This is a genomic window from Halosimplex carlsbadense 2-9-1, assembly GCF_000337455.1.
In the GTDB taxonomy this organism is placed as follows: domain Archaea; phylum Halobacteriota; class Halobacteria; order Halobacteriales; family Haloarculaceae; genus Halosimplex; species Halosimplex carlsbadense.
Map to the genome: position 1 here is coordinate 89,736 of NZ_AOIU01000023.1, position 25,535 is coordinate 115,270.

The 25,535-nt window shown below is 69.0% G+C and carries 17 protein-coding genes; 10 read left to right on the top strand and 7 right to left on the bottom strand.

The window, feature by feature from the left end:
* Positions 1-72: 72 nt before the first annotated feature.
* Positions 73-768, bottom strand: coding sequence for a stage II sporulation protein M (locus tag C475_RS09455; protein WP_006883596.1), 696 nt, complete (start codon positions 766-768; stop codon positions 73-75).
* A gap of 146 nt (positions 769-914) precedes the next feature.
* Here C475_RS09455 and C475_RS09460 point away from each other — a divergent pair, with 146 nt between their 5' ends.
* The gene (locus tag C475_RS09460) at positions 915-1,886 is read left to right on the top strand and encodes a phosphoadenosine phosphosulfate reductase family protein (protein WP_006883597.1); all 972 of its coding nucleotides are present in this window, start codon (positions 915-917) and stop codon (positions 1,884-1,886) included.
* A 99-nt stretch (positions 1,887-1,985) separates the two neighbouring features.
* On the opposite strand, the gene C475_RS23835 is transcribed toward C475_RS09460, so the two are convergent.
* Entirely contained in the window at positions 1,986-2,150 is a 165-nt protein-coding gene (locus C475_RS23835; protein ID WP_161625182.1) for a hypothetical protein, read from the bottom strand.
* Positions 2,151-3,297: 1,147 nt separating this feature from the next.
* Here C475_RS23835 and C475_RS09465 point away from each other — a divergent pair.
* The 3 genes from C475_RS09465 to C475_RS09475 all read left to right on the top strand — a co-directional run bounded on the left by C475_RS09465 (position 3,298) and on the right by C475_RS09475 (position 14,793).
* On the top strand, positions 3,298-11,673 hold the full coding sequence (locus C475_RS09465) for a PKD domain-containing protein (RefSeq protein ID WP_006883598.1): 8,376 nt from the start codon (positions 3,298-3,300) through the stop codon (positions 11,671-11,673).
* A 248-nt stretch (positions 11,674-11,921) separates the two neighbouring features.
* On the top strand, positions 11,922-14,384 hold the full coding sequence (locus tag C475_RS09470) for a penicillin acylase family protein (RefSeq protein ID WP_049930386.1): 2,463 nt from the start codon (positions 11,922-11,924) through the stop codon (positions 14,382-14,384).
* Positions 14,377-14,793: a hypothetical protein gene (locus C475_RS09475; protein WP_006883600.1), complete on the top strand. Its 417-nt coding sequence runs from the start codon at positions 14,377-14,379 to the stop codon at positions 14,791-14,793. The genes C475_RS09470 and C475_RS09475 overlap by 8 nt, the downstream gene beginning before the upstream one ends.
* A 177-nt stretch (positions 14,794-14,970) precedes the next feature.
* On the opposite strand, the gene C475_RS09480 is transcribed toward C475_RS09475, so the two are convergent.
* The 4 genes from C475_RS09480 to C475_RS09495 all read right to left on the bottom strand — a co-directional run bounded on the left by C475_RS09480 (position 14,971) and on the right by C475_RS09495 (position 17,938).
* Positions 14,971-15,258, bottom strand: a complete 288-nt coding sequence (locus C475_RS09480) for a winged helix-turn-helix domain-containing protein (protein ID WP_006883601.1) — start codon at positions 15,256-15,258, stop codon at positions 14,971-14,973.
* Between the two features lie 3 nt (positions 15,259-15,261).
* Positions 15,262-15,900: a hypothetical protein gene (locus C475_RS09485; RefSeq protein ID WP_152436375.1), complete on the bottom strand. Its 639-nt coding sequence runs from the start codon at positions 15,898-15,900 to the stop codon at positions 15,262-15,264.
* Positions 15,901-16,076: 176 nt separating this feature from the next.
* Positions 16,077-16,925 carry an ABC transporter permease subunit gene (locus tag C475_RS09490; RefSeq protein ID WP_006883603.1) on the bottom strand — a complete coding sequence of 283 codons (849 nt, stop codon included), beginning with the start codon at positions 16,923-16,925 and terminating at the stop codon, positions 16,077-16,079.
* Positions 16,922-17,938 (bottom strand): ABC transporter ATP-binding protein, encoded by a 1,017-nt coding sequence (locus tag C475_RS09495; protein ID WP_006883604.1) that lies wholly within the window; start codon positions 17,936-17,938, stop codon positions 16,922-16,924. Before C475_RS09495 ends, C475_RS09490 begins: the two co-directional genes overlap by 4 nt.
* 233 nt (positions 17,939-18,171) lie before the next feature.
* On the opposite strand from C475_RS09495, the gene C475_RS25125 reads away from it, so the two are divergent.
* The 6 genes from C475_RS25125 (at position 18,172) to C475_RS09520 (ending at position 24,611) form a co-directional block, all read left to right on the top strand.
* Positions 18,172-18,303, top strand: coding sequence for a hypothetical protein (locus tag C475_RS25125; protein WP_268869907.1), 132 nt, complete (start codon positions 18,172-18,174; stop codon positions 18,301-18,303).
* Between the two features lie 117 nt (positions 18,304-18,420).
* Positions 18,421-19,608 (top strand): vWA domain-containing protein, encoded by a 1,188-nt coding sequence (locus C475_RS09500; RefSeq protein ID WP_006883605.1) that lies wholly within the window; start codon positions 18,421-18,423, stop codon positions 19,606-19,608.
* The gene (locus C475_RS09505) at positions 19,605-20,837 is read left to right on the top strand and encodes a serine/threonine protein kinase (RefSeq protein ID WP_006883606.1); all 1,233 of its coding nucleotides are present in this window, start codon (positions 19,605-19,607) and stop codon (positions 20,835-20,837) included. Before C475_RS09500 ends, C475_RS09505 begins: the two co-directional genes overlap by 4 nt.
* A gap of 2 nt (positions 20,838-20,839) precedes the next feature.
* Complete coding sequence (locus C475_RS09510; RefSeq protein ID WP_006883607.1) at positions 20,840-22,021, top strand: PP2C family protein-serine/threonine phosphatase; 1,182 nt, start codon at positions 20,840-20,842, stop codon at positions 22,019-22,021.
* Positions 22,022-22,130: 109 nt separating this feature from the next.
* Positions 22,131-23,375: a double zinc ribbon domain-containing protein gene (locus C475_RS09515; protein ID WP_006883608.1), complete on the top strand. Its 1,245-nt coding sequence runs from the start codon at positions 22,131-22,133 to the stop codon at positions 23,373-23,375.
* Positions 23,376-23,402: 27 nt separating this feature from the next.
* Positions 23,403-24,611, top strand: coding sequence for a hypothetical protein (locus C475_RS09520; RefSeq protein WP_006883609.1), 1,209 nt, complete (start codon positions 23,403-23,405; stop codon positions 24,609-24,611).
* 49 nt (positions 24,612-24,660) lie between these two features.
* On the opposite strand, the gene C475_RS09525 is transcribed toward C475_RS09520, so the two are convergent.
* A complete protein-coding gene (locus tag C475_RS09525; RefSeq protein WP_006883610.1) occupies positions 24,661-25,530 on the bottom strand; it encodes an SDR family oxidoreductase in 870 nt (289 codons plus the stop codon).
* Positions 25,531-25,535: the final 5 nt, after the last annotated feature.

Consider the following 25,535-nt stretch of genomic DNA (forward strand, 5'->3'; position numbering starts at 1 on the left):
CTCCAGTCCCACGTAAAATTCCATCGAAGGTTCATACGACGTTCGTCGAACTTGAAGGCCGGGTCGGGCCGCTCACTCCGGGAGTGCACCGGGGCCGAGGATCCACTCGGCCACGTCGCGAGTGAGGTACACTTCGATCCAGGCCGCGACGACGATCATGACGACGAGGAGCGCCGCGATGACGGCGAGTTCGTACAGCTCGACCCGCGACAGCGGCGTCTCGTCCCAGCCGAGCAGGTACCGGACGATCCGGTGGGGGACGCGCAGTCCGATCGCCGCAGCGGCGAAGAACGCCGAGAGTTCGATCACTCCGTGAGGGAGCAACAGGGAGAGGATCACCGCCCAGGAGGTCTGGCGGACGACGACCGAGACGACCGCTCCGACGAGGCCGCCGTTGACGACCAGCCCGAACAGCGAGAGCAGCCCGCCGGTGATCGTCCCGAGGCCGATCAACAGGAGCGCCCGGAGGTTGTTGAGCAACAGCGGCACGAACGCCAGCTCCGGCAACGGGCTGTCGGCGGGCATGCCCGCCTGGGCGTCCTCGATCAGCGCCTCCAGCTGCGCGACCGGGATCGACCCGACGACCGCGTAGGCCGCGAACGCGCTCCCGAAGAAGACGGCCAGCGCCGCGACCAGGTGCCACCGGAACCACCGCGTGAATCGCGCCTCCCGGTGCAGTTCCCGGAGCGACCGTCTCCCGCTCGCGTCTCCCGCGTCGGGGTCCGTCCCGTCATCGTCCGCCCCCCGCTGGTCGGTCTCACGGCTCATTACCGACCCGTTCGCTCCCGACTCCCTTTTGTCCTCCGACAGACAGGACCGACTGCCCGGAGACGCCGTGGTAACTGCCCACATCCGACAGACGACTGGTCCTCCAAAAAGAACTTAACCGGCCGACTAATTATATCTCATTACCGATGTCAGCCGAGTTCCCCGACTACCTGGACGTCGACTACAGCGAAGGCGAAGGCGAAGACCCGGCCGACTACCCGCACGTCAACGACAAGATCGAGAAGGCGATCGAGGTCACCCGACGGGGTCTCGAGGAGTACGAGAACCCGGTCGTGATGTGGACGGGCGGCAAGGACTCGACGCTCACGCTGTATTTCGTCAAGGAGGTCGCCGACCAGTTCGACCTGGAGGTCCCCCCCGTGGTCTTCATCGACCACTACCAGCACTTCGACGAGCTGATCGACTTCGTCGAGCACTGGGCCGACGAGTGGGACCTGGAAGTCATCTGGGCCCGCAACGAGGACGTCGGCGAGATCGTCGACGAGCAGGGCCTCGAACCCGGCGACGATATCGCGATCGACGACCTCTCGGAGCACAACCAGCACCACGTCCGGGAGATTCTGGAGTACGAGGAGGACAGCTTCCCGTTCCTGCTCGACACCTACGTCGGCAACCACCTCCTCAAGACGGTCGCGCTCAACGACGCCATCGAGGAGTACGACGTCGACGGCATCATCTCCGGCATCCGCTGGGACGAGCAGGAGTCCCGCGCCGACGAGACGTTCTTCTCGCCCCGCCACGACCCGGACATCTACCCGCCCCACGACCGCGTCCAGACGATCCTCCAGTTCGACGAGGCCGCCGTCTGGGACGCCTTCTGGAACTTCGTCGTCCCCGACACCGTCGAGGACTTCCCGGACGAGGGCTACGTCCCCGAGACCGACGACGACCTGCCCGAGGGCATCGAGCAGGACGACATCCCCGTCTCGCCGAAGTACTTCGCCGGCTTCCGCTCGCTCGGATCCGAGGTCAGTACCGACAAAGCCGCCGAGGAGCCCGCCTGGCAGCAGGATCTGGACTCGACGACCGAACGCGCCGGCCGCGCCCAGGACAAAGAGGACCTGATGGAGCGCCTGCGCGATCTGGGCTACATGTAACGTCGGTCGGAGAACCCCTTCTTCGCGGTCACGGATCGGTCGAGCCGGCGGGTTCCACTGCCTGCTTTCTCACGTTTCGAGCGGCTGCTCGTCGCGGCGTCACTCGTCGATCGCTTGCCCGCCGCCCGGCGGGACCGTGATCGTTCGGTCGACGCCGAAGAGAACGAACAGCGCGAACAGCGCGTACAGCGCGGGCTGGTTCGTCAGCACGCCGAGGACGCCGAGCACGCCCAGCACACCGAGTCTGTTCACCTGTAGTTCCATGTCCGAAAGTCGCTCTCGCTGTCACAAAATCCCATCGCCGAATCCCGATCACTGAAAATTTCCGACGCCCTCTCGCGGCGCCCGCTCGGTCTCCCGTTTCGTCGTTCGCGAACGAGCGTGAACGGATCGTGAGGTAGCGTTCGCCTCTCACGCGAGATGTCCCCGTACGACCGTTAGAATCTCTTTCCTCGGTTATATCAGCGAGCGCGCATCTGCTCGGCGACGCGGTGAGAGACCACGATCCGTCTGATTCAGCTGAAATACGGGCTGAGTTGACAGTGTTCACAAGTTATATGTGGTGTGTCTGGAATACCCGAGACGACTGTCGGTGGGTGAATTCGATGGGTGAAAAGCGGAATGCACGCTACGGCGGGTGGACAGTGAGACGAGCAATCCGGTTTCGGGTGGTGGAGCGATGGTCGAGGTAAGTCGCCGAACAGTGGCAATCGCGGTCGTCGTCGTCGCCGCGCTGACTGGACTGGGACTCGGGGTTCCGTCGTTCGACGGAGGCGGTTCGGACGGGCCGTCCCCCGCGGTGATCGATACTCAAACGGTGACTGCAGTCGACTCGGCCCCCAGCGATGCGACGCCGACCGTGCGCGAGACCACAACGTCCGGAGGGCCGACAGAAACCGAAGCCCCTGTCGGACCGACGGCGACGGCGAGCGATACGGCAACTCCGGGTGAGACGGCGACGGGCACCGGGACGGCGACGGCGAGCGATACGGCAACTCCGGGTGATACTGCAACTCCGGGTGATACGGCGACGCCTGCCGCGAACGAAACGGCGACACCGACTGGTGGGTCGGGCGGTACGTCCGGGTCAGACGGTGCGGATGGGACCTCTGGGTCAGGCGGTGCGGATGGTTCCTCTGGATCGGACGATGCGGATGGGACGTCCGGGTCGGACGGTAACTCCGGATCAGGCGGTGCGGGCGGGACGTCCGGGCCAGGCGGTGGGGACGGTACCTCCGGGGCGACACCGACTCCAGGCGGCGGATCAGACGAGCCGATCGTGCAGAACGCGTCGTCGACGGTTGTCGACGGGGATACAGCTTCGATCACGGCCCCTGGAACGAGGTCGACCAGTCGGCGAGTCGTCTCGGCAGCCGTTCCCGATTCCATCGCGGCCGACGACGCGGTTCTCGTGGAGCGCCTGACCGTCACGACGAACGATTCCGAGTCCGTCTCACTGTCGGTGACGCGCCACGAGAACTATCGCGAGAGTCTGGGCGTGACCCAGCTAGGGGGGGCGCTCACCTACCTCAACGTCTCACATCCCTCGCTCTCCGATGCCGAGATCAGCGAGGCGGAGTTCGTCTACAGCGTCGAAAAGTCCGTCGTCGATTCGCGGAGAGGGTCACCGACGCTGTACCGATACAACGATACCGGATGGGAGACGGCGCAGGCCGAGCGAATCGACGAAACCAACTCGCGATACGTGTACCGAGCGCGGATGTCCGGGCTGTCGGTGTTCGGGTTCCTCCCGTCGTTGCGCGAACTCCTCGGACAGGCGCAGTCGCCTGACGCGATCAAAGGCGTCTCCGTCGTCAACAGGACCGACAATGACAACGACGGTCGCTACTCGGACTTCGACGTTCGGGTTCGAGCCAATACGACGCTTCGGGGATACGACGGCGATGGGAACGGCGATCCCTCCTTCGAGGTATTGATAAACGGTGCCCCGGTGAAACGAGCCGAACAGGGGGTCAGTCGGAAGCGAGACGGGAGCTTTGTGATCCCTATCCGCTGGAGTGAACTCAACGCGCATTCGGCTGGTGAACTCCCCGTCACAGTCGAGCTCCGAGACGACGATACCATCGAATCGGACGACCTAACGTGGGACCACGACCTCGCCGCGCGGGCGGAGACGACGGTGCAGTACGAGCCGCTCTCGGCGGAACTCGACGCGGATAGCGCGACGGTCGCGCTGATATCGAAGTCGAACAACGTGTACAGCGTGTATCACCAGCGTGCCCTGAACGAGCGGTACTGGCACGAGCGCGCGGTCGACGACGCCGACGTCGTCGCCGACCAGCTCAACAACGCGTTGCGGTCATACGTCACCGATCAGGTTCGGACCGGAGAGGAGTTGGCCGCGGACAAGGCGAAAGAGTCGCTGACCGACGCGGTGTTCTCGACGGTGAGCGCTACCGTACGGCAGACGATCGATTCCGCTCTCAGAGTCTATCGACTCGCGCTCACGTCGATGCGGACGGCCGTCGCTGCGGACAGAATGGGAAGCGCGATCCAGAGCGAAGCGGTGTCGATCCACCTCGACGACCGATACACCTCGGCGGAGTACGAGGACATCAGGGAGACGATCCGCGCGCTCGAGGCGAACACCGAGCGACTCCAAACGGCGGTCGCCGACGACGACCGGGAGCAACGGGAGGCCGTGTTGAGAGAGCGAACGGCGCTACTGGAGGAACTCCACCGAGACGTTCCCCGGTACACGGACGCGCTCTATCGGAGCGTCACCCGCAACTCGGTCGGCGACGAGGACTTGCGCGCGTACGTCATCACGCGCGAGCATCTGGAAACGCTTCGCACGTACGTCGAGGCGGACTATCAGCAGACGACTGAGATGCTGACGGGATCGCCCTCATCGCTGCGGAACCAGACGACGATGCCGACCCACGGGTGGTACGGTGAGTCGCTGGCCGCCCTCGACGGCGAAACCGTCGTCCACGATACGTTCGAAACCGAGGACGATTATACGGTGTATCGGATCGATTCGAGCGACGACACCGGTGAGTCGCTCGAACTCCGCCTGCAGCGGAACACCTCGCGGTCTGTCCAGGCGTCGATCTTCGACTACCGACCGACGAACCTCCAAACGGCGGTGAACGAGTCGTTCGACACCGTTCCCCGCGGCGGCCAGGAGTACACCGTTCAGAACGCCAACGGTAGCTACTACGTCGTCGTCCGGGCGAACGGGACGACCGGCCTCTACAACCTCGAAGCGTCGTCTTCCGACGGCGACGGCGTCAGCGTCTCCGTCGTCACGCGTGCCGGTCCCGACATCCAGAGCCCGGTTCTTACGGCCCGGTCTACGCCGCCGCGCGAGGAACTGCGCTCGGGTGACGTCGTCTACGCGACGACGCGACGGAACGTGAGTTTCCGATGGAACGCGTGGGACGACAAGACGCCACCGGGCGAGATCGAATACCGGTACCGAACGGCCGAGGGCGCCGGGTTCTCGAGCTGGTCCAGTTGGCGCAACGCCTCCTCGTCGGGGAACGTCTCGCTGTCCTTCCAGTTCGACGACGGCGTCCACAGAGTTCAGGTGGTCGTCCGGGACGCCGCCGGGAGACAGGCCGTCAGGAACGTCGATGTCGCCGTCAGTCGGTTCACCCCGACGACGACAGTCGTGACGGACGGCGACTCGACCGAGAACGACGTGTTCGTCAGGGTGCTCCCTGCACAGAGGCGAGTGGATTCGGTTACGCTGGAGTACCGAGAAGCCGGCACGTCGTCCTGGCAGACGTGGCGAGTCGTCGACGACACCCGAGACTTCGGCAAGCTCGAGTTCACCGAGTCGGGGCCCGGAACCTACGAGATCAGGGCTCGGGCGACGAACCTGGCCGGAACCACCGGGGCCTGGGACAACACGACGCTGGAGTACCACCCCCCGGACCTGACGGCGCCGACCGTCGAACTGGCTCACGCTCCGCCGGTGCGAGCGGACGGGCGCCGCGTCATCGACGAGAGCCCGGTGACGCTGGCGTGGTCGGTCGCAGACGACAGAGCGGCGAACGAAACGCTCTCGTACCGCTTCCGACACGACGACGATGAGGGCGGCACGTGGACCGACTGGCAAACCGTGGGTGCTGACGGTCGTGTGGCCGTCACGCGGCAGGTGAGCGAAGGCGCGAACCGCGGCGTCGTCGAGGTCCGCGACCCAGCCGGGAACGTCGGTCGTCATCGGGTCGACTTCACCGTCGATAGAACCGCTCCGGAACTCGGGTTCACCGCCGACGACGCGACGATGGGGGCGGCCGTCGATCTGAATGTCTCGGAGCGGGTCCGTTCGGTTCGGATCGAGTACCGCCCGAGCGACGGGTCCGAGGACTGGACGCGGCTGACCGCACTGACCGAACTCGAAGGAGGGACACACCGCTTCAACCTCGGGGTTCCGGAGAACGGGACGTTCGATATCCGGGCCCGAGCTACCGACCACGCCCGCAACCGCGGCGACTGGCAGTACGGCTCGTTCCGAAGCGAGCGAGCGGTGACCGAGGGCGACGACTTGGAACAGTCGGTCGGCGGTGGGAACGGGGCCTGCCTGGCAGGCTGCGAAGGCGGTGGCGGCGGTGACGGGGGCGACGGGGACGGCCTCGGACCGCTCCCGGCCGGCGGCAGCGCGGAGATGACCTTCGAGCCGTTCTCCGGCAGGGGGCTCATCGAACTGTACGTCGCCTCGCGGGACGGCCGAACGCTCTCTCTCCGGACCATCGAGTACGGTCCCGACCGGAACGAGACAGTCAGCGCCGACCTTCCGGGGAACCTCACGTCGGGTGACCGACTGCGCGTTCGCGTCCTGAACGGGTCGAGTGACGACCCCGATGTCGTCCTCGAGAGTCTCCGACTGTACGGCGCGGCCCCGACCGGCCCGACCGTCGAGACGAAGCCGGAGACGCCGATAGCGGGGCGGTCGACGACGCTCGCCGCTTCGACGGCGCAGTCGGACACCGGATCGATTACCGAATACGCCTGGGACTTCGATCTGGACGGGACCTTCGAGGTTACCGGCGAGCGGGTCAACACGACGTTCGTCCACTCGGGTGCCAACTCCGTCGTCGTCAGAGCGACGGACGTCTTCGGGTCCAGCAGCCGCGCGACCCGGACGATCGACGTGAACGCGCCTCCCGAACCGGAAGTCGACGGGCCGACGGACACCCGGACGGACAGCTCGGTCGTGTTGAACGCCCGGGGATCCGTCGACGTCGACGGGCACGTCGACCGGTATCGGTGGGATACCGACGAGGACGGGGCGTTCGAGGCGACCGGCGATTCGGTTGCGGTTCGGTATCCGGACGACGGGAACTACACGGTCCGTGTGCGCGTGACTGATAACGAGAGCGCGTCTAGCGACCGATCGCGAACGGTTCGCGTCCGGAACAGGCCGCCCCAGGCATCGTTCAATCTGTCGACCCGAGCACCGCTCGTCGGCGACTCGGTCACGTTCGACGGTGCCGGGAGTGGCGACCCCGACGGGTCGGTCCAGCGGTTCGAGTGGGATGTCGACGGCGACGGGAGCGTCGAGTCGACGGGCTCGACCGCTACCGAGACGTTCCGGTCCGCAGGCATGCGGACGGTCACGCTGCGCGTCGTCGACGACGACGGGGACAGCAGCCGGGTCAGCAGGACGTTCTACGTGAACGCGCCTCCGACCGCACGCGCGGCGGTGCCGGACAGCGTGCTGACCGGCGAGCGTGCGCCGCTGAACGGAAGCCGGTCGACCGACCCCGACGGTTCTCTCACGGCCTACGAGTGGGACATCGACGACGACGGGTCGTTCGAGCGCGCGTCCGAGACCGTCGATCGGTTGTACGACGACGACGGCACGTACGTAGTCAGGCTCCGCGTCACGGATGCGCGCGGAGCGAGCGATACGGCGAACGCCACGGTCACGGTACGGAACCGACCACCGCGAGCGAACGCGACCGTCCGCCCGGCGGTTCCGGTGATCGGAGAGCGGACCGTGTTCGACGCGAACGGGAGCACAGACCCGGACGGATCGGTCGAGACCGTGCAGTGGGACATCGGCGCCGACGGCAGTATCGAGGCCAACGGAACGACGTTCCCGACGCGCTTCGATACCGGCGGCAACCACACCGTGCGGGTCGTGGTAGTCGACGACGACGGGGCGACGAACGCGACGACCGAGCGGATCTACGTGAACGTTCCACCCGAGCCGGCCGTCGAACTTCCGTCTACGGTGTTGACTCGCCAGCCAGTCAACTTCAGCGCCGCGAACGCCACCGATCCGGACGGGACGATCACCGCGTATCGGTGGGATCTGGCGGGAGACGACGCGACCGACGTGACGGGTCGGACCGCGACTCGAAGCTACGCGGACGATGGTACGGTCCGAGCCACGCTGCAAGTCGCGGACGACCGCGGGGAGACGGCGTCGGTAAACCGGACGTTCACCGTCCGAAACCGGCCTCCGACCGCGTCGGTTTCCAGTCCGGCGGACCTGAGCGATAGCTCGAATCTGGTCCTCCCGGCCAACGAGACGGTCACGCTGGCCGCGACGGACAGTTCCGACCGCGACGGACGGATCGCGTCGGTCTCCTGGGACCTGGACGGGGACGGTGACGCTGACGCCTCCGGCGAGACGATCACTAACCGGTTCCCGGAGCCGGGGATGGAGCGGGTCGACGTGACGGTGACCGACGACGACGGCGCCGAAACGACGCGTGAGGTTTCCGTTCGGGTGAACGCGGAACCGGCCGCTTCCCTCGCGGTACCGGAGACAGTGCTGACCGACGAGACAGTCACACTCGACGCGTCGGGTTCGACCGATCCCGACGGCCGGGTCGTCCGCTACGAGTGGACGACGCCAGTGGGGAGTTCCTCGTCGACCGGGCCGGTGGTGAATCGCTCGTTCCCGGACGACGGCGTCGTCACGGTAGCGGTCACAGTCGTCGATTCGGACGGAAGTACCGATACCGTCGCTCGGAACCTCACGGTGGTGAACCGCTCGCCGAACGGGACGATCAGCGGTCCCGAGGGAGTGACCGCAGGCGACCCGGTCGTCTTCGAAGCCGACGCGAGGGACCCCGACGGGTCGGTCGCGAGCTACGAGTGGCGCGTCGGCCGGGACGAGACCGCGGTCGCGAGCGGGCGGTCGTTCGAGACGGAGTTTTCCTCGACGGGACCGGTCGAGTTCTTCGTGACGATCACCGACGACGACGGGAGCAGAACCGTCCTGAACGACACAGTCGTCGTCCGGGCCGAGAACGGTACCGACGGCGGGAACGAGCAACCCGTCGTCGGGTCGTGGCCCATGTTCGGTGGCGGTCCGGCTAATACGGGCGCCACCGCGGCCGGCGGTCCCTCGCCGCCGCTCGACGAACTGTGGAGTGCGTCGACCGAGGGTACCGGATACTCGTCGCCGTCGGCGGTCGACGGTACCGTCTACGTCAGTCAGCCGCCCAGGGCCGTCCGGGCTCTGGACGCCGCCAACGGCGCGCACCTGTGGACGGTCTCGGTCGACGGAAGCGTGGCCGGATCGCCGGCCGTCGTCGGTGGGACCACCTACGTCGGTACCGCGAACGGGACCGTCCACGCGCTGGACGCCGGATCCGGTTCGAAACGGTGGCGCTTCGACACCGAGGAGTATCTGCTGTCCGTCTCGACAGTCACCGACGGGACCGTCTACGTCGGCGGTGGGAGCGGAACCCTGTACGCACTGGACGCCGATACCGGTGCCCTGCAGTGGAAATACGCGACGGGTGGTTCGGAGCTCCCGCCCTCGCCAGCAGTGAGCGGCGGGACGGTCTACGTCGGAGACCGGTACGGCGAGGTGTACGCCCTCGACGCAGGTTCCGGAGCGGAGGTCTGGAACGCCTCGCTCGGGGCGGTCACGTCGCCGCCGGTGGTCGCCGACGGCTCCGTCTACTTCTCGACCCGAGGCGGTGACCTGTACGCGCTGGACGCACGGACGGGCGATCGCGAGTGGTTGACTTCGCCATCGTCGATGGAACGCGGTCCGACCCGACCAGCGGTTCTCAACGGGTCCGTGTACGTGGTGGTTGGCGACTCGGATCTGCTCGCGGTGGACGCTGCTACCGGTACCGAGACGTGGAACGCCGCAGTCGGCGGACAGGTAACGGCCCCGCCGACGGTGGTCGACGATACGGTCTACGTCGGGAACGGCACCGGGACCCTCTCGGCGTTCGACGCCCGGACAGGCGTTCGGGAAGGGACGTTCCCCGTCGGCGGTGACGTCACCGCGCCGGCTGTGGCCAACGGGACTCTCTACGTCGGGAACGACTTCGCCCAGGTTTACGCTCTTGAAGAGAGCGAAACGGACGAGTCCGCTGGCGGAGACACGGGCGTCGAACCGGCCGCGATCGATCTCCTGGACCCCGATGGGAACACCTACGCCGCCGGCGACACGGTCGGGCAGGTTCCGGGGGTGACGCTGAACCGCTCGATCACGTTCGAGAGTGGCGACCGTTACCGGTTCGTCATCGAGAACCGCGAAACCGACGGCGAGGTCCGGATCACTCCGCCCGTCTCCAAGTCAATCGATGCCGGAACGACGATCGTTCTCAACGGCCGGGGCGCCGACGGGGAGGCCAGCGGAGCTGCCCGTTTCTGGGCCGTCGGAGAGACCGATCTGCGTACCGCATCGTCGACGGTGCGCGGCGAATTCCCGACGGAGGGTGTACTCAATCTCAGCGTGCGACTCGAAGACGCACGGACGAACGAAACGATCGCGACGTCGGAGACCGAGTCGTTCGTCTCCGGGTACGTAGCGGAGTACGGGCAGAACAGTACCTCCGGAACCGTCGCTTTCGCCGTCAACGGGAGCACGTTGCCGCGCGGTTCGACGGTCCAGGCGACGATCTACAACGCGTCCGTCGACACGCCGGGCGAGACGACGGACAAGCAGACGGTCCAGCTCGAGTATCTCTACGAGACCGACCTGTTCGTCGGCACGTTCGATGCGACTGCACTCGAAGGGAGTTCCACCGAGTCGCCGAGCGAGTACAGCGTCGAAGTCGAAGCCACGCTCCCCGACCGATACGGGACCGGCTTCACCGTCTCCGGAGACAGCGTCTTCGAAGTCACGGAGTCCCAAGAAGCGCGTACCCCACCGGGAACCTCGGGCCCAACGAAGACTCCGACAGGCACTTCGGCCCCAACGAGTACTCCAGCACCGACTGCGACGCCAACGAGTACTCCAGCACCGACTGCGACCCCAACGAGTACTCCAACACCGACTGCGACCCCGACGAGTACTCCAACACCGACTGCGACCCCGACGAGTACTCCCGCACCGACTGCGACGCCGACGAGTACTCCAACACCGACTGCGACGCCGACGAGGACTCCCACAGCAACCGCGACCCCGACGAGTACTCCACCACCGACTGCGACGCCGACGAGTACTCCACCACCGACTGCGACGCCAACGAGTACTCCAGCACCGACGGGCACCTCGGCCCCAACGGGGACCTCAGCCCCAACGAGTACTCCACCGGAGACCTCAACGCCGACGAGTACTCCCACAGCAACCGCGACGCCGACGAGTACCATCACGACGACGCCGATAGAGACGTCTCAGTCGCGCTTGACCGGCAAAGAGACGGCGCCATCTCCGATGATGGAAGTCTCGGACACTCTGTCGAGGGGAAAAACGACGATAGGCACGTCGGTTACCGTCCCAATGGGGGCAGGCCAACAGACGAGATTTCTGATGCCCACGACGACACCGACCGAGAGGCTCGCAGAGATCTGTACCGCCCTCGCCGAGGTCTCGCTCCCGTTCGGTTCCTCGTAGGTGGATGTCCGGCGCTCTCTGACTTCCGAACGGGATCGACGATCTGTTACAACGTGTTCTACTGTCTTCGACCTCGGTTTTGATTGCGAAGTGGCGACCGGTCCGGATTGGTTTTTCCGACTTGCTACCGAAGCAGTTTGCTTCTTAGTTCACCGGTTCGGTGCGGTGGTTGGATGTCGGCCAGCCGAATCCCATTTCGAGGTCCACTCGGACCACGCTTAAGTCCGCACAGCCCCCAGAGAAGGGGAATGCCATCCAGACGGTCGGTGATCGCCGCGCTCCTCGGCGGGAGCGTCGGCGCCGCGACGCTGACGGACGCACGGGGGTACCTCGACCGGTTCGCGCCGCTGTCGGGCGACGCCTGGGGTGCGGCGACGGCCGACACTCGCGAGCGAGTCGCGACGCCTTACGGCGACGCGACCGTCCGCTACGACGACGCGGGCGTCCCCACCGTAGAGGCCGGCGACGAACTGTCGCTGTACTTCGCGGTGGGGTACGTCCACGCGGCCGACCGGCTGTTCGAGATGGACCTGATCCGCCGGCGGATGCGCGGGACCCTCTCGGCGGCCGTCGGCGAGCGCACCGTCGAGTCGGACCGGTTCCACGCCCAGATGGACTTCGCGAGCGCCGCCGAGGCGAGCTGGCGGGCCGTCCGCGACACCCCGACCGGTGAGGCCATGCGCGCGTACGCCGCCGGCGTCGAGGCCCACCGGGCGAGCGAACCGCTCCCCCTGGAGTTTCGGCTGCTGGACTACGAGCCCGCCGCGTGGACGCCCATCGACTCGATGCTCGTCGAGAAGCAGATCAGCTGGGGCCTGACCGGGAGCTTCCGGTCGCTGCGTCGCTCGGCCGCGGCCGACGCGCTCGACGAGTCGGCGGCGGCGACGCTGTACCCCGAGCGGATGGACCACGACGTGCCGGTCCTGCGGGGCGGGACTGGCGCGGAGCGCGAAGACACGACCGCGGCGGCGTCACCCACCGCGGCCACGGACGTACGGAACGAGGGCGGCCTCGCGTCGCTGTCGACGTGGCTGGCCGATTTCGAGTCCGAGCCGGGGATCGGCTCGAACAGCTGGCTCGTCTCGGGCGAGTACACCGCGAGCGGCGACCCACTGTTGGCCAACGATCCGCATCTGAACCTGATGGCGCCGCCGGTCTGGTACCAGATGGTCCAGCGCTGTCCGGGCATGCGCGTGCGGGGTGTTTCGTTCCCCGGTGTCCCGTTCGTCGTCATCGGCGAGAACGACGCGGGCGCCTGGGGGTTCACCAACGCCGGCGCCGACGTGCTGGACACCTACACGTACGAGACGCGCGACGGGGAGTACCGCTACGGCGACGAGTGGCGGGCCTTCGAGACCGAGGAGCGGACCATCGAGGTCGCCGGCGGCGACGACCGAACGGTCACGGTCCGCAAGAGCGTCCACGGGCCGGTCCTCGAACGCGAGGGGCGGCGTGTCGGCGTCGCCTGGACCGGCCTCCAGGCCTCCCGGACCGCGATCGCGGTTCACGAACTCGACCGCAGCGGCGGCCGCGAGGACGCCCTCGCGGCGCTGTCGAAGTTCGACACGCCGACGCAGAACGCCGTCTACGCCGACCGCGAGGGCGATACCGCCTACTGGATGACCGGGCTCGTCCCCGTCCGCGAGTCCGACGGGGAGGGCGCGGGGAGCGGCGAACCCGGCGACGGGGAAGCCGTTCGCGGCGACCGCGTCTTCGACGGCTCCGCCCGCGAGGGGGTGTGGCCGGGGTACGAACCGTACGGGGAACCCGACTTCGAGACGGGGTGGATCCCCTTCGGCGAGAAGCCGGGGGTCCGCGACCCCGACTACGTCGCGACCGCGAACCAGCGGATCGCCGACGACCTCGACCGCTACATCGGCGAGGGGTACGCCGCGCCCTTCCGCGCCCGCCGCATCTACGACCTGCTGGACGAGCGGGCCGCGAGCGACGACCCCTTCGACTTCGCGTCCATGCGTCGCGTCCAGCGCGACGTGGTCGACGAGCGCGCCCGGCTGTTCGTCCCGACGATCCTCGACGCCCGCGAGTCGATGGACGACGCCGCGCGGGCCGCGGCCGACCGTCTGGCGGAGTGGGACTACCGCATGAATCGCGACTCCCGGGCCGCGCTCGTCTTCGAGTTGTTCGTCGACCACTACCTCGAACGGGTGTTCGACCCCGTGTTCGAGGCCGCCGGTCTCGACGGGAGCCACTACCCCAACGACTGGGTGCTGTTCACGCTCGGCCCCGAGAGCCGGTGGTTCGCCGACCCGCCCGCCGAGGGGGTCGACTCCCGATCCAGCAGTGGCCTGATCGCGGGGGCGATGGCCGACGCGGCCGCCGAGATCGAGGCGGAGGGCTACGAGACCTACGGCGACTACAACCGGACCGCGATCGACCATCCCTTCGGCCTGGGCTTCCTGAACTACCCGCGGCTCCCGACGGACGGCTCGCCGGCGACGGTCCGCAACTTCCGCAGGGAGTCGGCCGTCGGCAGCAGTTTCCGCCTGCTCGCGCGGTTCGACGGCGACCCCTCGCTGGGGATGATCCCGGGCGGCAACGACGGCGAGTACTTCTCGGAGCACTACAGCGACCTCCTGAAACCGTGGGCCGACGGCGAGTATCGCCCGCTGGTCGCGACGAGCGAGGGGGCGCCTGACATCCGGTTCCAGGCGGGAGACGCCGCTGCCGACGGAGGTGCCGGCGATGAGTGAATCGCTGGCGGACGTGTACGGGTCCGAGACCGACGACTCCTCGACGGGGATCCGCGCTCGGCTGTACGCCGCACAGACGAACCCACGCGACCGGTGGGCGCTGGTGGCGGTGGCGACCGCGGTCGGACTCGCCCTGGGGACCGTCCACTGGGTCGGCCTGCTGGTCGGCGGCGCGCTCGTCGGCTTCTGCTGGCCGACGCTCCGCCGGGCGCTCGTCGCCGGGCTGGGGTTCGGCGTCGTCGTCCTGCTCGCGATGGCGGTTCAGTTCGCCCTCGCCGGAAGCCTCGACGAGTACCTCGCCATGGGGCAACTACTGGCGGTCAGCGTCGCCGTTCCGCTCGTCGCCGGGCCGCTCGGCGCCGCGGCTCGCGGGCTGGTTCCGGACGCGCCACAGTCGCGAGACTCCTGACGGTCGCCAGCGTTCGCGCCCTCACCCGTCGAGGTCGTCGATCAGCGCTTCGAGCGTCCCGATGTGCTCCCGGCGACCATCTTTTTCGCCTCGGGGTCGCTCACTCCGCTCGCGACCCGTCTCGGCCAAAAAGCTGGGCCAAAAAAGCCGCTCGCTCCCGCCGCTCGCTCGCGGGACTCACCCGTCGAGGTCGTCGATCAGCGCTTCGAGCGTCCCGATGTGTTCTTCGAACTTCTCGCGCCCCAGGTCGGTGAGTTCGTAGGTGGTCTGGGGCTTGCGGTCGACGAACTGCTTCTCGACGGCGACGCAGTCGGCGTCCTCCATCTTCCCGATGTGGCTGGCGAGGTTGCCCTCGGTCACGTCCAGGGCCTCCTTCAGATCGGGGAAACTCGTCTCGCCGTGGCTGTAGAGGTAGGCGAAGATCTGGAGTCGCGTCGGCTGGTGGACGAGTTTGTCGAAGTCCATGAATCAGGCCCGCGTCAGGTACACGTAGGCGGCTATCGCGTACAGGCTGAAGAGGATGCCGAAGAGGCCGACGCCCAGGTACCGAAGCGCTTCGACGTACGGGATGAACGACGCGTAGAGCAGGACCCACGCGCCCCCGGCGTAGAAGACCAGCCGGTCGCGCCGCCGGACCCGGTAGGCCGCCAGCACGGCGCCGGTCACCAACAGCCCCAGGCCGAGGGTCGCGATGACCAGCCCGAAGTACAGCAACGCCCGGTCGAGCCCGGGGATCTGGCCGGCCGCGTCGCCGGTGACTCCCGTCGCGGCCAGCAGGAAGGCGCCCAGAGAGCCGTAGACCGCCCGCCAGCTCGGCGCGCCGGGGGGCGCCTCCTCGCTGGGCAGTCGCGAGGAGACGAACCACAGCGCCGCGACCGCGACGACACAGAACCCGCCCCAGATCGCGACGTACGCGGCCGCCCCGAGCGTCTCGTAGAGGAAGAAGGTCGCCTGGACGAGCAGCGCCGCGACGCCGATGATCAGCCCGGCGACCAGCCACAGCCGGGCGCGACCGGGGTACTGCTCGGCCAGCCCCATCGCCCCCTTGATGTCCGACAGCTGTCGCTGCAGCTCCTCGGGGTCGACGCTCTCGGAAGCGTCGCTCACGGCGACCACCTCGGGGAGTCGCCCCGGTGGCCCGCGTCGGGAGCGGTCGCACGTCGGTCCGGCGTGGAGCGTATGTTCGTCGTCATTGGTTGGCCCGGGGATCGTTGCCGCGGTGTTGTCGGAGGGCCGGTAAGTCGGTTCCGGAAGCGTCGGCGGGGACCACCGCCGAGGAGGGTCTATCCGAGTTCCGCCGAGCGGAAGCGCAGGTAGCCGACGAGGGGCGCGCCGACCGTCCAGGCGGCCAGGACGAGCCCGTTGAACCACGGCTCGTACCCGAGGTAGTCCGGCCGACCGGCGAACTGCTGGAGGGCGGCGTACTCGCCGGGCGCGCGGGCCCAGACGAGTTCGGGGAGGAGGTTGAAGTACGCGCCAGCGGGGGACAGCGAGCCGATCAGCGCCCGAGTGGAGTCGGGGAGTGCGACGCCGGGAAGGGCGGCGACGGCGTCGAGCGCGGTCCCGAGGTTCAGGAGCGGGAGCGGGCCGACCCAGAACGCCGAGAGGACGAAGTACGCGCCGATCACGCCGACCATCGCGCGCGACCGGGCGGCGACCGACGCGGAGACGGCGACGAAGACGCCTACCATCGCGAGGGCGAACGCCGTCGAGAGCGCGCCGAGGGCCAGGAACCGACCTGGGTCGGGCGCGTGCTCGTAGGTCGCGAGCGCGACGGCGAAGGCGACGGCGACGCCCAGCGCGGTCGTCACCGCGGCGACGCCCGCGCGGGTGACGTACTTCCCGCGGAAGTACGACGCCCGCGAGTTTGGCAGGCCGAGATGGTAGGTGATCGTCCCGCGTGCGCGGTCGCCGGCGATCGCGAGGTAGGCCAGCGGCGCGAGCAACAGGGGGAGCGCCCACGCCACCAGCGCCGAGAGCCCGAAGGTCGTCCGCACGGGATGGGGGTGGACCTCGCTCGACCCGAGGAAGACCAGTCCCGCCAGGGCCGCGAACGCGACGACGACGCCGACCACGGCGTACGAGCGCCTGATGCTGCGGAAGTCGACCCCGGCGACGGTGGCGGTACTCACGCCCGATCACCGCCCGCTGTCGCGGCGTCGGCAGTCGATCCGGCCGCCGAACTCTCGCCGCCGCCACTCTGACCGGTGGCGCCGTCCCCGGCGTCGCCGTCTCCGGTTCCGGACCGACCGGTCGTGTACGCCTCGAACAGATCCTCGAGCGAGGACTCCTCGATCGTCACGTCCGCGACGGTCGCGCGGTCGTCGAGCCGGCGGAGCGCGGACATCTTCGCGCCGGGAGCCGCGCAGGCCACTCGGACTATCGAATCGTCGGCGGACACGTCAGTGACGGCGTCGACCGCCCGAATCGGGTCGAGGTCCGGCACCGCGTCGACGGTCGCCGAGACGACGCTGCCCATCCCGAGGTCCTCGCGGAGGTTCTCGACGGAGTTGACCGCGGTCAGCTCGCCGTCCCGGAGGATCCCCACGCGGTCGGAGACGCGTTCGACCTCGTCGAGGATGTGCGAGGAGAAGAACACGGCCGCGCCGCGCTCGGACTCCTCGCGGACGATCTCGCGGACGAGCTGGACGCCGTTGGGGTCGAGCCCGGCGGAGGGCTCGTCGAGGACGAGCAGATCCGGCTCGCCGACCAGCGCGACCGCCAGAGCCATCCGCTGGAACATCCCCGTCGAGTAGTCGTCGGCCGGCCGACGGGCGGCCTCGGGGGCGAGCCCGACCCGGTCGAGGAGGGCGTCCGGGTCGTCGTCGGCCCTCTTGGTTTCGATCGCTGCGGCGACGTGCTCGCGCCCGGTGAGGTTCGGGACCGGCTCGAACGCCTCCGGGAGCAGTCCCACGCGGGCTTTCACCGACTGGGGGTCCGCCGTCACGTCGGTCCCGAGCACGGACACCTCGCCAGCGGTCGGGTCGAGAAACCCCAGGAGGACGTTGATCGTCGTCGACTTCCCCGCGCCGTTGGGGCCGAGGAAGCCGAACACCTCGCCGCGGTCGACCGACAGCGACAGCTCCGAGACCGCTATCACGTCGCCGTAGCGCTTCGTGAGCCCGTCTATCTCGACCGCGCTCATCCGACCCGCACCTCCGTGGAGCGGGCGTCGGCGGGCGGGCTGTACTGCTCGGCCGGACGGGGGACCAGTTCGCTCATGCCTCGATCCGAAAACTAGTTTCTGCACCAATAAAGTTTGCGTAGCAAATTCACTTTGCACTACAAAGTGAGGTTTGCGATGGAAAGCGCGACTCGTGTCGAACCGAAACCGGTTCGACGCGAGACTTTTTGCGTCCGGGCAACCGACTATGACCCATGACAACGTGGACCGAGGATCCGTTCATGCGTCGGAGCGTGCTCATCACTGTGCTCTGGCTGCTGGCGATGTTGATCGGCGGTATCGTGCTGTTTCGCTTCGGCGACGTGATACAGGGGATACTCGCCTAGAGCGGCCGGGTCAGCGAGTGGACACGACCGATCGGTGACCGGGACCCATCGGATCGGCGAGTGGCAACCGCCGGATCGGAGAAAAACACATACGGGACGAGAGCGAGAGGGCGAACGATGGTAGCAATCGAGACCGACGTCAACCGGCCGTACGTGCCCGCCGACGGGGCGACGCTGACGGCGACGGTCGACGTCGAACCGGGGACGGGGAGCGGGTCCCGCGAGCGGCACATCCTCCTCTGCCTGGACACGAGCGGCTCGATGGACGGGGCGAAACTCGACCAGGCTCGCGAAGGCGCCTCGTGGGTCTTCGGTCTCCTCGAACCCGACGACTACGTCGGCATCGTCGCGTTCGACTCCGACGCGGAGGTCGTCATGCGTCCCCAGCGGTGGGGCGACACGGCCCGCGAGGACGCGATGCATCGCGTCGAGCAACTGGGGGCCGGCGGCGGCACCGACATGTACGACGGCCTCGACTCCGCCCGGACCGCGCTCGACTCGCTGGGCTATCGCCCGGAGACCGACGACGCCGTCCGCCGGGTCCTGTTGCTGTCGGACGGCAAGGACAACTCCCACGAGCCCGCCGACTTCCGCGAACTCGCCGCCGACATCGACGGGTCGGGTATCCGGATCCTCTCGGCGGGCATCGGCACCGACTACGAGGAAGAGACCATCCGCACGCTCGGGACGACCGCTCGCGGCGAGTGGACCCACCTCGAATCGCCCGGCGACATCGAATCGTTCTTCGGCGAGGCCGTCGAGCAGGCCCAGTCCGTCGTCGCGACGGAGGCGAGCCTCGAACTCGACGCGGCCGCCGGCGTCGAGGTCGGTGAGGTGTACCGCGCGCTCCCCCAGGCCCAGGAGGTCGACGTGAACTGGTCGGGCAACACCGCAACGGTCCCGCTGCCCGACCTGGCCGAGCGGGAGGACCAGCGCGTCGTCCTGAAAGTCCACGCGCCCGCCCGAGAGGATCTCGGCGACCACTCGCTGGTCGACGTGACGCTCACGGCGTCGGGCGAGCGGGCGAGCGACCGTATCGCCGCCGAGTACACCGACGACAACGCGGCGCTCGCGGAACACAACGAGGGGGTCTCGCTCGACCACCGCCAGACGGTCGTCCGCACGGAGCTCGGCAGGGGCAACGTCGCGGCCGCCGAGACGGAGGTCGAGAAGATGACCCGGATCCACGGCGAGGACACGGCCGTCGTCGAGGAGGCCCAGCGCCAGACCCGGCTCGTGAGCGAGGGCGGGCGCAACGAGCGCGAGAACGCAACCAGGATCGTCGACGACTCTCGGCTCGAATGACGGCCGCGCCGCCGCAGGGCGATCTGGTCGTCGGCCGCTACGAACTCGGCGAGGTGGTCGGCGAGGGCGGGTTCGCCAAGGTGTTCGACGCCGTCGACACCGAGACCGGCGAGGCCGTCGCGCTCAAGTACCCCAACTACGAGGGCAGCCAGAACGACCGCGACATCGTCAGGACCTACTTCGAGAAGGAGGCCGAGACGCTGGCGGCGATCCGCGACGCGGGCGGCCACCCCAACATCATGTCGCTGCGCGAAACCGCCGAGGACGAGGACGGCACCTCCATCCTCGTCGTGGAACTCGTCGACGGCTACGAGCTCGACGACGCCATCCGGCGGACCGGCCCGCTCGACGACATCGACGAGGTCCGGCAGATCGGGATCGCCCTCTGTGACGCGATGAGCTTCCTCCACGAGAACGAGATCGTCTACCGCGACCTGAAGCCGGACAACGTGATGATCACCCACCGCGGAGGGACCGTGACGCCGGTGCTCATCGACTTCAACACGGCGACCGGGTTCGATACGGGAGCGCAAGCGACCGACCAGACGACCATCGTCGGCCCGTACAAACCCCGGGAGGTCGCCGAGGCCGACGCGACGGAGGCCCGTCAGGGACCGTGGTCCGACGTGTACTCGGTCGGGAAGATACTCCTCTATCTGCTGAAGGGGACGGTCCCGCGCAAGGACGGGGTCGACCCGCGCGATTTCGGCGCCGAGTGCGAGCCGTACCTCGCGGCCATCGTCGAGAAGGCGACCGCGAGCGACTACGAGGACCGGTACCGGAACGCGACGGCGATGAAGCGGGTCCTCGAAGCGCGGGACCCGAGCCCGCCGCCGTCGGCGACGGTCCGCTACACGCAGGCCGGCGAGCGCTACACGATCTACCCGGGCGACACTATCGGACGGCGCTACGCCGACGGGCCGCGGTCGTCGGTCGTGATCGAGGACGAGGAGGAGTACATCTCGACCGTGCAGGTGCAGTTCGACACGGACGCCGACGGCGAGTGGTTCATCCGCGACCGGAGCCTCAACGGGACCTACGTCCAGACCGGTGGGGGCTGGCAGCGCGTGCTCAGCGAGGCCGGTCGCGAGCGCCTGGAGCAATCGGGGGAGGACGCGACCGACGCGGAGGGGAACGTGCCGCCGGAACTGTACGGGTTGCGCGAGGGCGACCTGATCGCCCTCGTCCACCCGAGCTACGGCGTCACCTTCGAGTTCAGTACGGAGTAACCATGGACTACGCAACGCACTACGACGTGGGGGACCGCAAGCGCGACGGGGGGATCAACGAGGACAGCGTCGCGGTCTCCGTGTTCGAACAGGGCCACCGCGAGGGCTTTCGCGGCTACGACCGCGACGCTCCCAGCGGTGACGAAACGAGCGATTCGGACGACGAGGGGCGCGATGCGGACGAGCGAGGGGACGGCACCGGGAGCGAGGACTCCGACACCGAAGGCGACGCGACGGCCGACGGGCACGGCGATCGCGACGACTGCGCGTCCAACCGGAGCGCGGCGGTGTTCGCGCTCGCCGACGGCGCCGGGGGCCACGACGCCGGCGACGCCGCCTCCTACATCGCGACGACGGCCGTCTGCGAACACCTCGCGGGCACGGCCGTCTCGGCCGCGCGCAGCGAGCCGGGCGGGTTCGACGTGGCAGTCGACGAACCGCTCCCGGCCCCGCCCCGGGCCGCGGAGATGGAGTCGGCGGTCGCCGAGGCGGTCGTCGCGGCCCACCGCGAGGTTCTCGAATACGCCGCCGACGCCGACGAGCAGGCTCACGCCACCGTCGTCGCCGGCGTCTGCGTCGGCGGGCGCTGTCACTACGGCTGGGTCGGCGACAGCCGCGCCTACGTCGTCAACGCCGCCCGCGACGAGATCCTCCCGCTGACGACGGACCACGCGGTCGTCCAGCGGCTGCGCGACGCCGGCGAGATCGACGACGTGGAGGCGCTGGTCCACCCGCGGGGCAACGAGATCACCCGCGCCCTCGGCGGGAGCGGCCGCGCCGATCCCGAGACCGCCACCGTCGACGTGGAGACGGCCACCGTCCCGCTGTACCGCGAGGACGTGTTGCTCGTGACCAGCGACGGCCTGCTGGACGCCCAGACGGAGGCGGCGAAGCTCTACGAGTGGTACGTCGACGCCGGCCGCGACGACGAGATGGCCGCCGTGGTCCGCGACCGCGCGGTCACCGACGAGGAGATCCGCGAAGCGGTGCTGTCGGCCCCGTCGCTGGGCGACGCGGCCGAGCGACTGGTCGAGCTGGCCAACGAGCGCGGCGGCAAGGACAACTGTTCGACGGTCCTGTTGCACGACGGGACGCTCCCGCCGACGCCCGAGGACCCGCCCGCCCGTGCCGCGGGCGCCCGACAGTCAGTAACAGACCGTGAGACGCTCCTCGAACACGACTGAGGCGGTGGCGCGGCCGGTGAGGTCGGCGCGGTCGCGCGGTTCCGACCGTCCGGCGCGCCGACACGAGGGGGCAACTGTTTTGATGACCGGCCTGCATATGCCGACAGCTATGTCGCACAGCACGAGCGAGACGGTCGAGTGCCCCCTCTGCGGGGAGGAGTTCGACCCGACCGCCGCGGGGGGCTGGTGTACGAACTCGGACTGCGGAGAATGGCAACACGAAGCGGCCGCGCCCGAGAGCAACGACGAGGCCGACGCCGGAGAGACGGACGCCGGGGCCGAAGCCGGCGAGCCCGATTCGTCGGACGATCCGGTTTCGGAGGCTGAAGTCGGCCGAGCGGGCGGGGAGACGGCCGACGCGACCGAGGAGGCGGCCGACTCGGCCGACGCGTCGCCCGCTGGGGATGGCGACGCGGACCAGGTCGGCGACGCGGAACCGGTCGAAGACACGAACACGGACGGTGGTGACGCGGAATCGACGGCCGAGCCGGCCGATACGGCCGACGGCGTCGCGGCCGCCGAGGCCGGCGCCGGCGTGGACGCGCCGGACGGCGATAGAGCGGAACCGACCGATAACGGGGCGGCAGACGAGGGGTCGTCCGTCCCCGCGACGGACGACGGGGCGGAAGCCGAGGCGGCCGACGGAGCGGCCGGAGCCGAGGCCGACGGCGATGGCGACGTCGACGAGGCGGCCGACCTCTCCTGTCCGGGCTGTGGCGAGTCGGTCGCAGCCGAGGACAACTTCTGTGCCAACTGCGGCGAGGACGTGTCGGCGCTGGAGCCGGGACCGCTGACGGAGTGTCCGGCCTGCGAGGGCGAGGTCGGCCCGGAGGACAACTTCTGCGCCTCGTGTGGCGAGGACCTCGACGCCCATCGGTCGGGCGGCGGTGCCGGGAGCGCAGGCGCGGGAGCCGGTGACGGCGCGGCGACCGACGAGGCGGGAGCCGACCAGGCTGGCGACGGAGGCGGTGACGACCGGACGGTGGAGCGAGCGGACGACGCCGGCGGCGAGTCGACAGCGGCCGGAGCCGACGGGGCGGCGGACGAGGGACCGGAGTCGCTGGTACTGGTCGTGCGTAACCGCGAGGTTCAAGTGTGGGACGGGGATACGGTCGGTCGAACCGTCCGGAGTATCGTGATGAACACGGGCGGCGACGAGGACGACGCGGTGCGCATCCACCGCGAACACGTGCAGTTCGTCCGCGAGGACGGGCAGTTCTACCTCGTCGCGCTCGGGCAGAACCCGACGGTCGTCGACGGCGAGTCACTCGACGAGGGCGAGCGGGCCCCCGTCTCGCCGGGCGACCGGATCGAACTCTCCGGCGTCGCGACGCTGCGCGTCCAGGCCCCCTGACCCCGCGGCTCGGCCCGACGAGCGAGCATGGATACCAGAGACACGCGCCGTGAACTCGGCAGGTCCGTTCGCCTCCTCGCAGACGAGGAGCGGTGGCTCTTCCTCGGCCTCCTCGCCGGCGCCGGCGGCTACCTCATCTGGCTGGCCGGGACCGGCGTCGCCGTCTCGCAGGTCGCCGACCTCGTCGTCGGCGCCTACGCCGTCGATCCCTGGTCGACCGAGGCGGCCGGCCTCGCCGTGACGTTCGCCGTACTCTGGGTGCTCGTCCCGTCGGCCGTCGCCGTCCGCTACGTCGTGGGCAACCTCACGAACCTGCGGGGCAACGTCGAACAGTGCTACCGCTTCGACCGGCCGCTGGTCGCGCTGGTCCCGCCGCTCGTTCTACTGGGTGTCGCCGTCGCGGTCGGCGCGGCCCGCGGCGCCGCCACGTGGGACGTGCTCGCCCTGCTGGCGGTCGCGAACACGCTGTTGCTCGTCCGGACCGTCGCGTACGGCTATCGCGTCTACTCCTTTTCGACGCCGCGGCTGCTCCAGGCGCTCGTGTTCGCCTCCGCCGTCGTCGCGACGACCGCGATCGTCTCGCGGGTCGCCTCGCTGGGCGGTCAGACCGCCCTGGTCGAGGCGGCCGCCGCGCGTTACGGCGTCAGCGACGTGGTCTTCGGCGAGGTGGCTCGCGCCGGGTTCACGGCGCCGCTGCTCCCGCTCGCCGCGGTCGCGACCCCGGCCGCGCTCGCGCTCGCGTACGTCTGGATCCAATTGTTCGCCAGCCTGGTCGTCCGGATCCGCCGACCGGACGTGCCCCGCTCGGCGATCCGGGCCGGCCAGCGCTATCCGCAGGTCGTCCAGCCGGGCACGAGCGACCGCCTCGCGATGGGGACGGCCTCCGAAGCCGAGTCCGGGAGCGACCCCGGGAGCGGGTCCCCCGGTGGAGAGGCACAGACGGCCGGCTCCGACGGCGCGTCGTCGGGCGGCTCGACCGCCGACACCGCGTCGAACGCCGGCGGTCCGGCCACCGACGCGTCCGAGTCGGCCGACGCCGACGAGGAATCGGTCGAGCCCGCCGGGCAGACGCGCGTGTTCTCCCCGCCCGAAGACGCCGAGGTCCCCGGCGCCGACGCCGGATCGGGCGGAACGGCAGTGAAAAACGAGTTTTGCCCCATCTGCGGGGAGACCTACGCCGCCGAGCCCGACCGCACGAACTGCCCGAACTGCAACGCCGTTCTCGACCGGGACTGACCCGCTCGCGAGGGGACGCGACCGCCGCCGTCGCCCGCCCGGAGACCGGTCACTCGTAGGTGAGCGTCATGCCGCCGTCGAACAGCAGGTCGCCGCCGTTGAGGTGGCTCCCGTGCTCCGAGAAGCCGAAGGCGAAGAGGTTCGCCACGTCGACGGGGTCCATCAGCTCCGAGACGCGGGACTGCCCGAGCATCACGTCGTCGATCACCTCGTCGACCGAGATCCCGCGCTGGTCGGCTGTGTCGGGGATCTGGTCGGTCACCAGCGGCGTCTTCACGTAGCCCGTCGAGACGGAGAAGGCGCGCAGGCCGTCGCCCCCCTCCGCCGCGATCGACTGTGTGAGTCCCCGAAGTCCGAACTTCGAGACGTTGTAGCCTACCTTGTCGGCGGTGACGTAGCGCCCGTGAACCGACGCCATGTTGCCGACGACGCCCGCACCGTCGTCCGTCTCGCGGACGCGACCGACGACGAGTTTCGAGAGGTACAGCGGCGCCCGAAGCATCACGTCGTGCATCTCGTCGTACCGGTCCATCGGGAAGTCCTCGACGGCGTCGATGTGCTGGAGGCCGGCGACGTTGGCGAGATAGCGGACCGTCCCGAGTTCGGCGGCCCGGTCCACGATCCGCTCGATATCCGCGTCGTCGGTCAGGTCGGCGACGATCGGCTCGACGCGCCCGTCGACTTCGAGGCGGTCGGCCTCGTCGACGGTCTCGGCGAGACCGTCCTCGTCCACGTCCGTCGCCGCGACGGTGAGTCCGTTGGCGGCCAGCGCGACCGCGGTGGCCCGACCGATGCCCGACGCCGCGCCGGTCACGACGGCGACGTTCTCGGCGGCGAATCGGTCGTCGTCGACGAACAGCAGGTCGTCGTCGGTGATCGGGTCGACCGCCAGGCGGCCGTGCGTGGCGTCTGTTGCCATACGAC

Excerpts from the sequence above, each read along its gene's own strand:
- C475_RS09455 (WP_006883596.1), bottom strand. The coding sequence starts at position 768 with ATGAGCCGTGAGACCGACCAGCGGGGGGCGGACGATGACGGGACGGAC.
- C475_RS09460 (WP_006883597.1), top strand. The coding sequence starts at position 915 with ATGTCAGCCGAGTTCCCCGACTACCTGGACGTCGACTACAGCGAAGGC.
- C475_RS23835 (WP_161625182.1), bottom strand. The coding sequence starts at position 2,150 with ATGGAACTACAGGTGAACAGACTCGGTGTGCTGGGCGTGCTCGGCGTC.
- C475_RS09470 (WP_049930386.1), top strand. The coding sequence starts at position 11,922 with ATGCCATCCAGACGGTCGGTGATCGCCGCGCTCCTCGGCGGGAGCGTC.
- C475_RS09475 (WP_006883600.1), top strand. The coding sequence starts at position 14,377 with ATGAGTGAATCGCTGGCGGACGTGTACGGGTCCGAGACCGACGACTCC.
- C475_RS09480 (WP_006883601.1), bottom strand. The coding sequence starts at position 15,258 with ATGGACTTCGACAAACTCGTCCACCAGCCGACGCGACTCCAGATCTTC.
- C475_RS09495 (WP_006883604.1), bottom strand. The coding sequence starts at position 17,938 with ATGAGCGCGGTCGAGATAGACGGGCTCACGAAGCGCTACGGCGACGTG.
- C475_RS25125 (WP_268869907.1), top strand. The coding sequence starts at position 18,172 with ATGACAACGTGGACCGAGGATCCGTTCATGCGTCGGAGCGTGCTCATC.
- C475_RS09500 (WP_006883605.1), top strand. The coding sequence starts at position 18,421 with ATGGTAGCAATCGAGACCGACGTCAACCGGCCGTACGTGCCCGCCGAC.
- C475_RS09505 (WP_006883606.1), top strand. The coding sequence starts at position 19,605 with ATGACGGCCGCGCCGCCGCAGGGCGATCTGGTCGTCGGCCGCTACGAA.
- C475_RS09510 (WP_006883607.1), top strand. The coding sequence starts at position 20,840 with ATGGACTACGCAACGCACTACGACGTGGGGGACCGCAAGCGCGACGGG.
- C475_RS09515 (WP_006883608.1), top strand. The coding sequence starts at position 22,131 with ATGTCGCACAGCACGAGCGAGACGGTCGAGTGCCCCCTCTGCGGGGAG.
- C475_RS09520 (WP_006883609.1), top strand. The coding sequence starts at position 23,403 with ATGGATACCAGAGACACGCGCCGTGAACTCGGCAGGTCCGTTCGCCTC.
- C475_RS09525 (WP_006883610.1), bottom strand. The coding sequence starts at position 25,530 with ATGGCAACAGACGCCACGCACGGCCGCCTGGCGGTCGACCCGATCACC.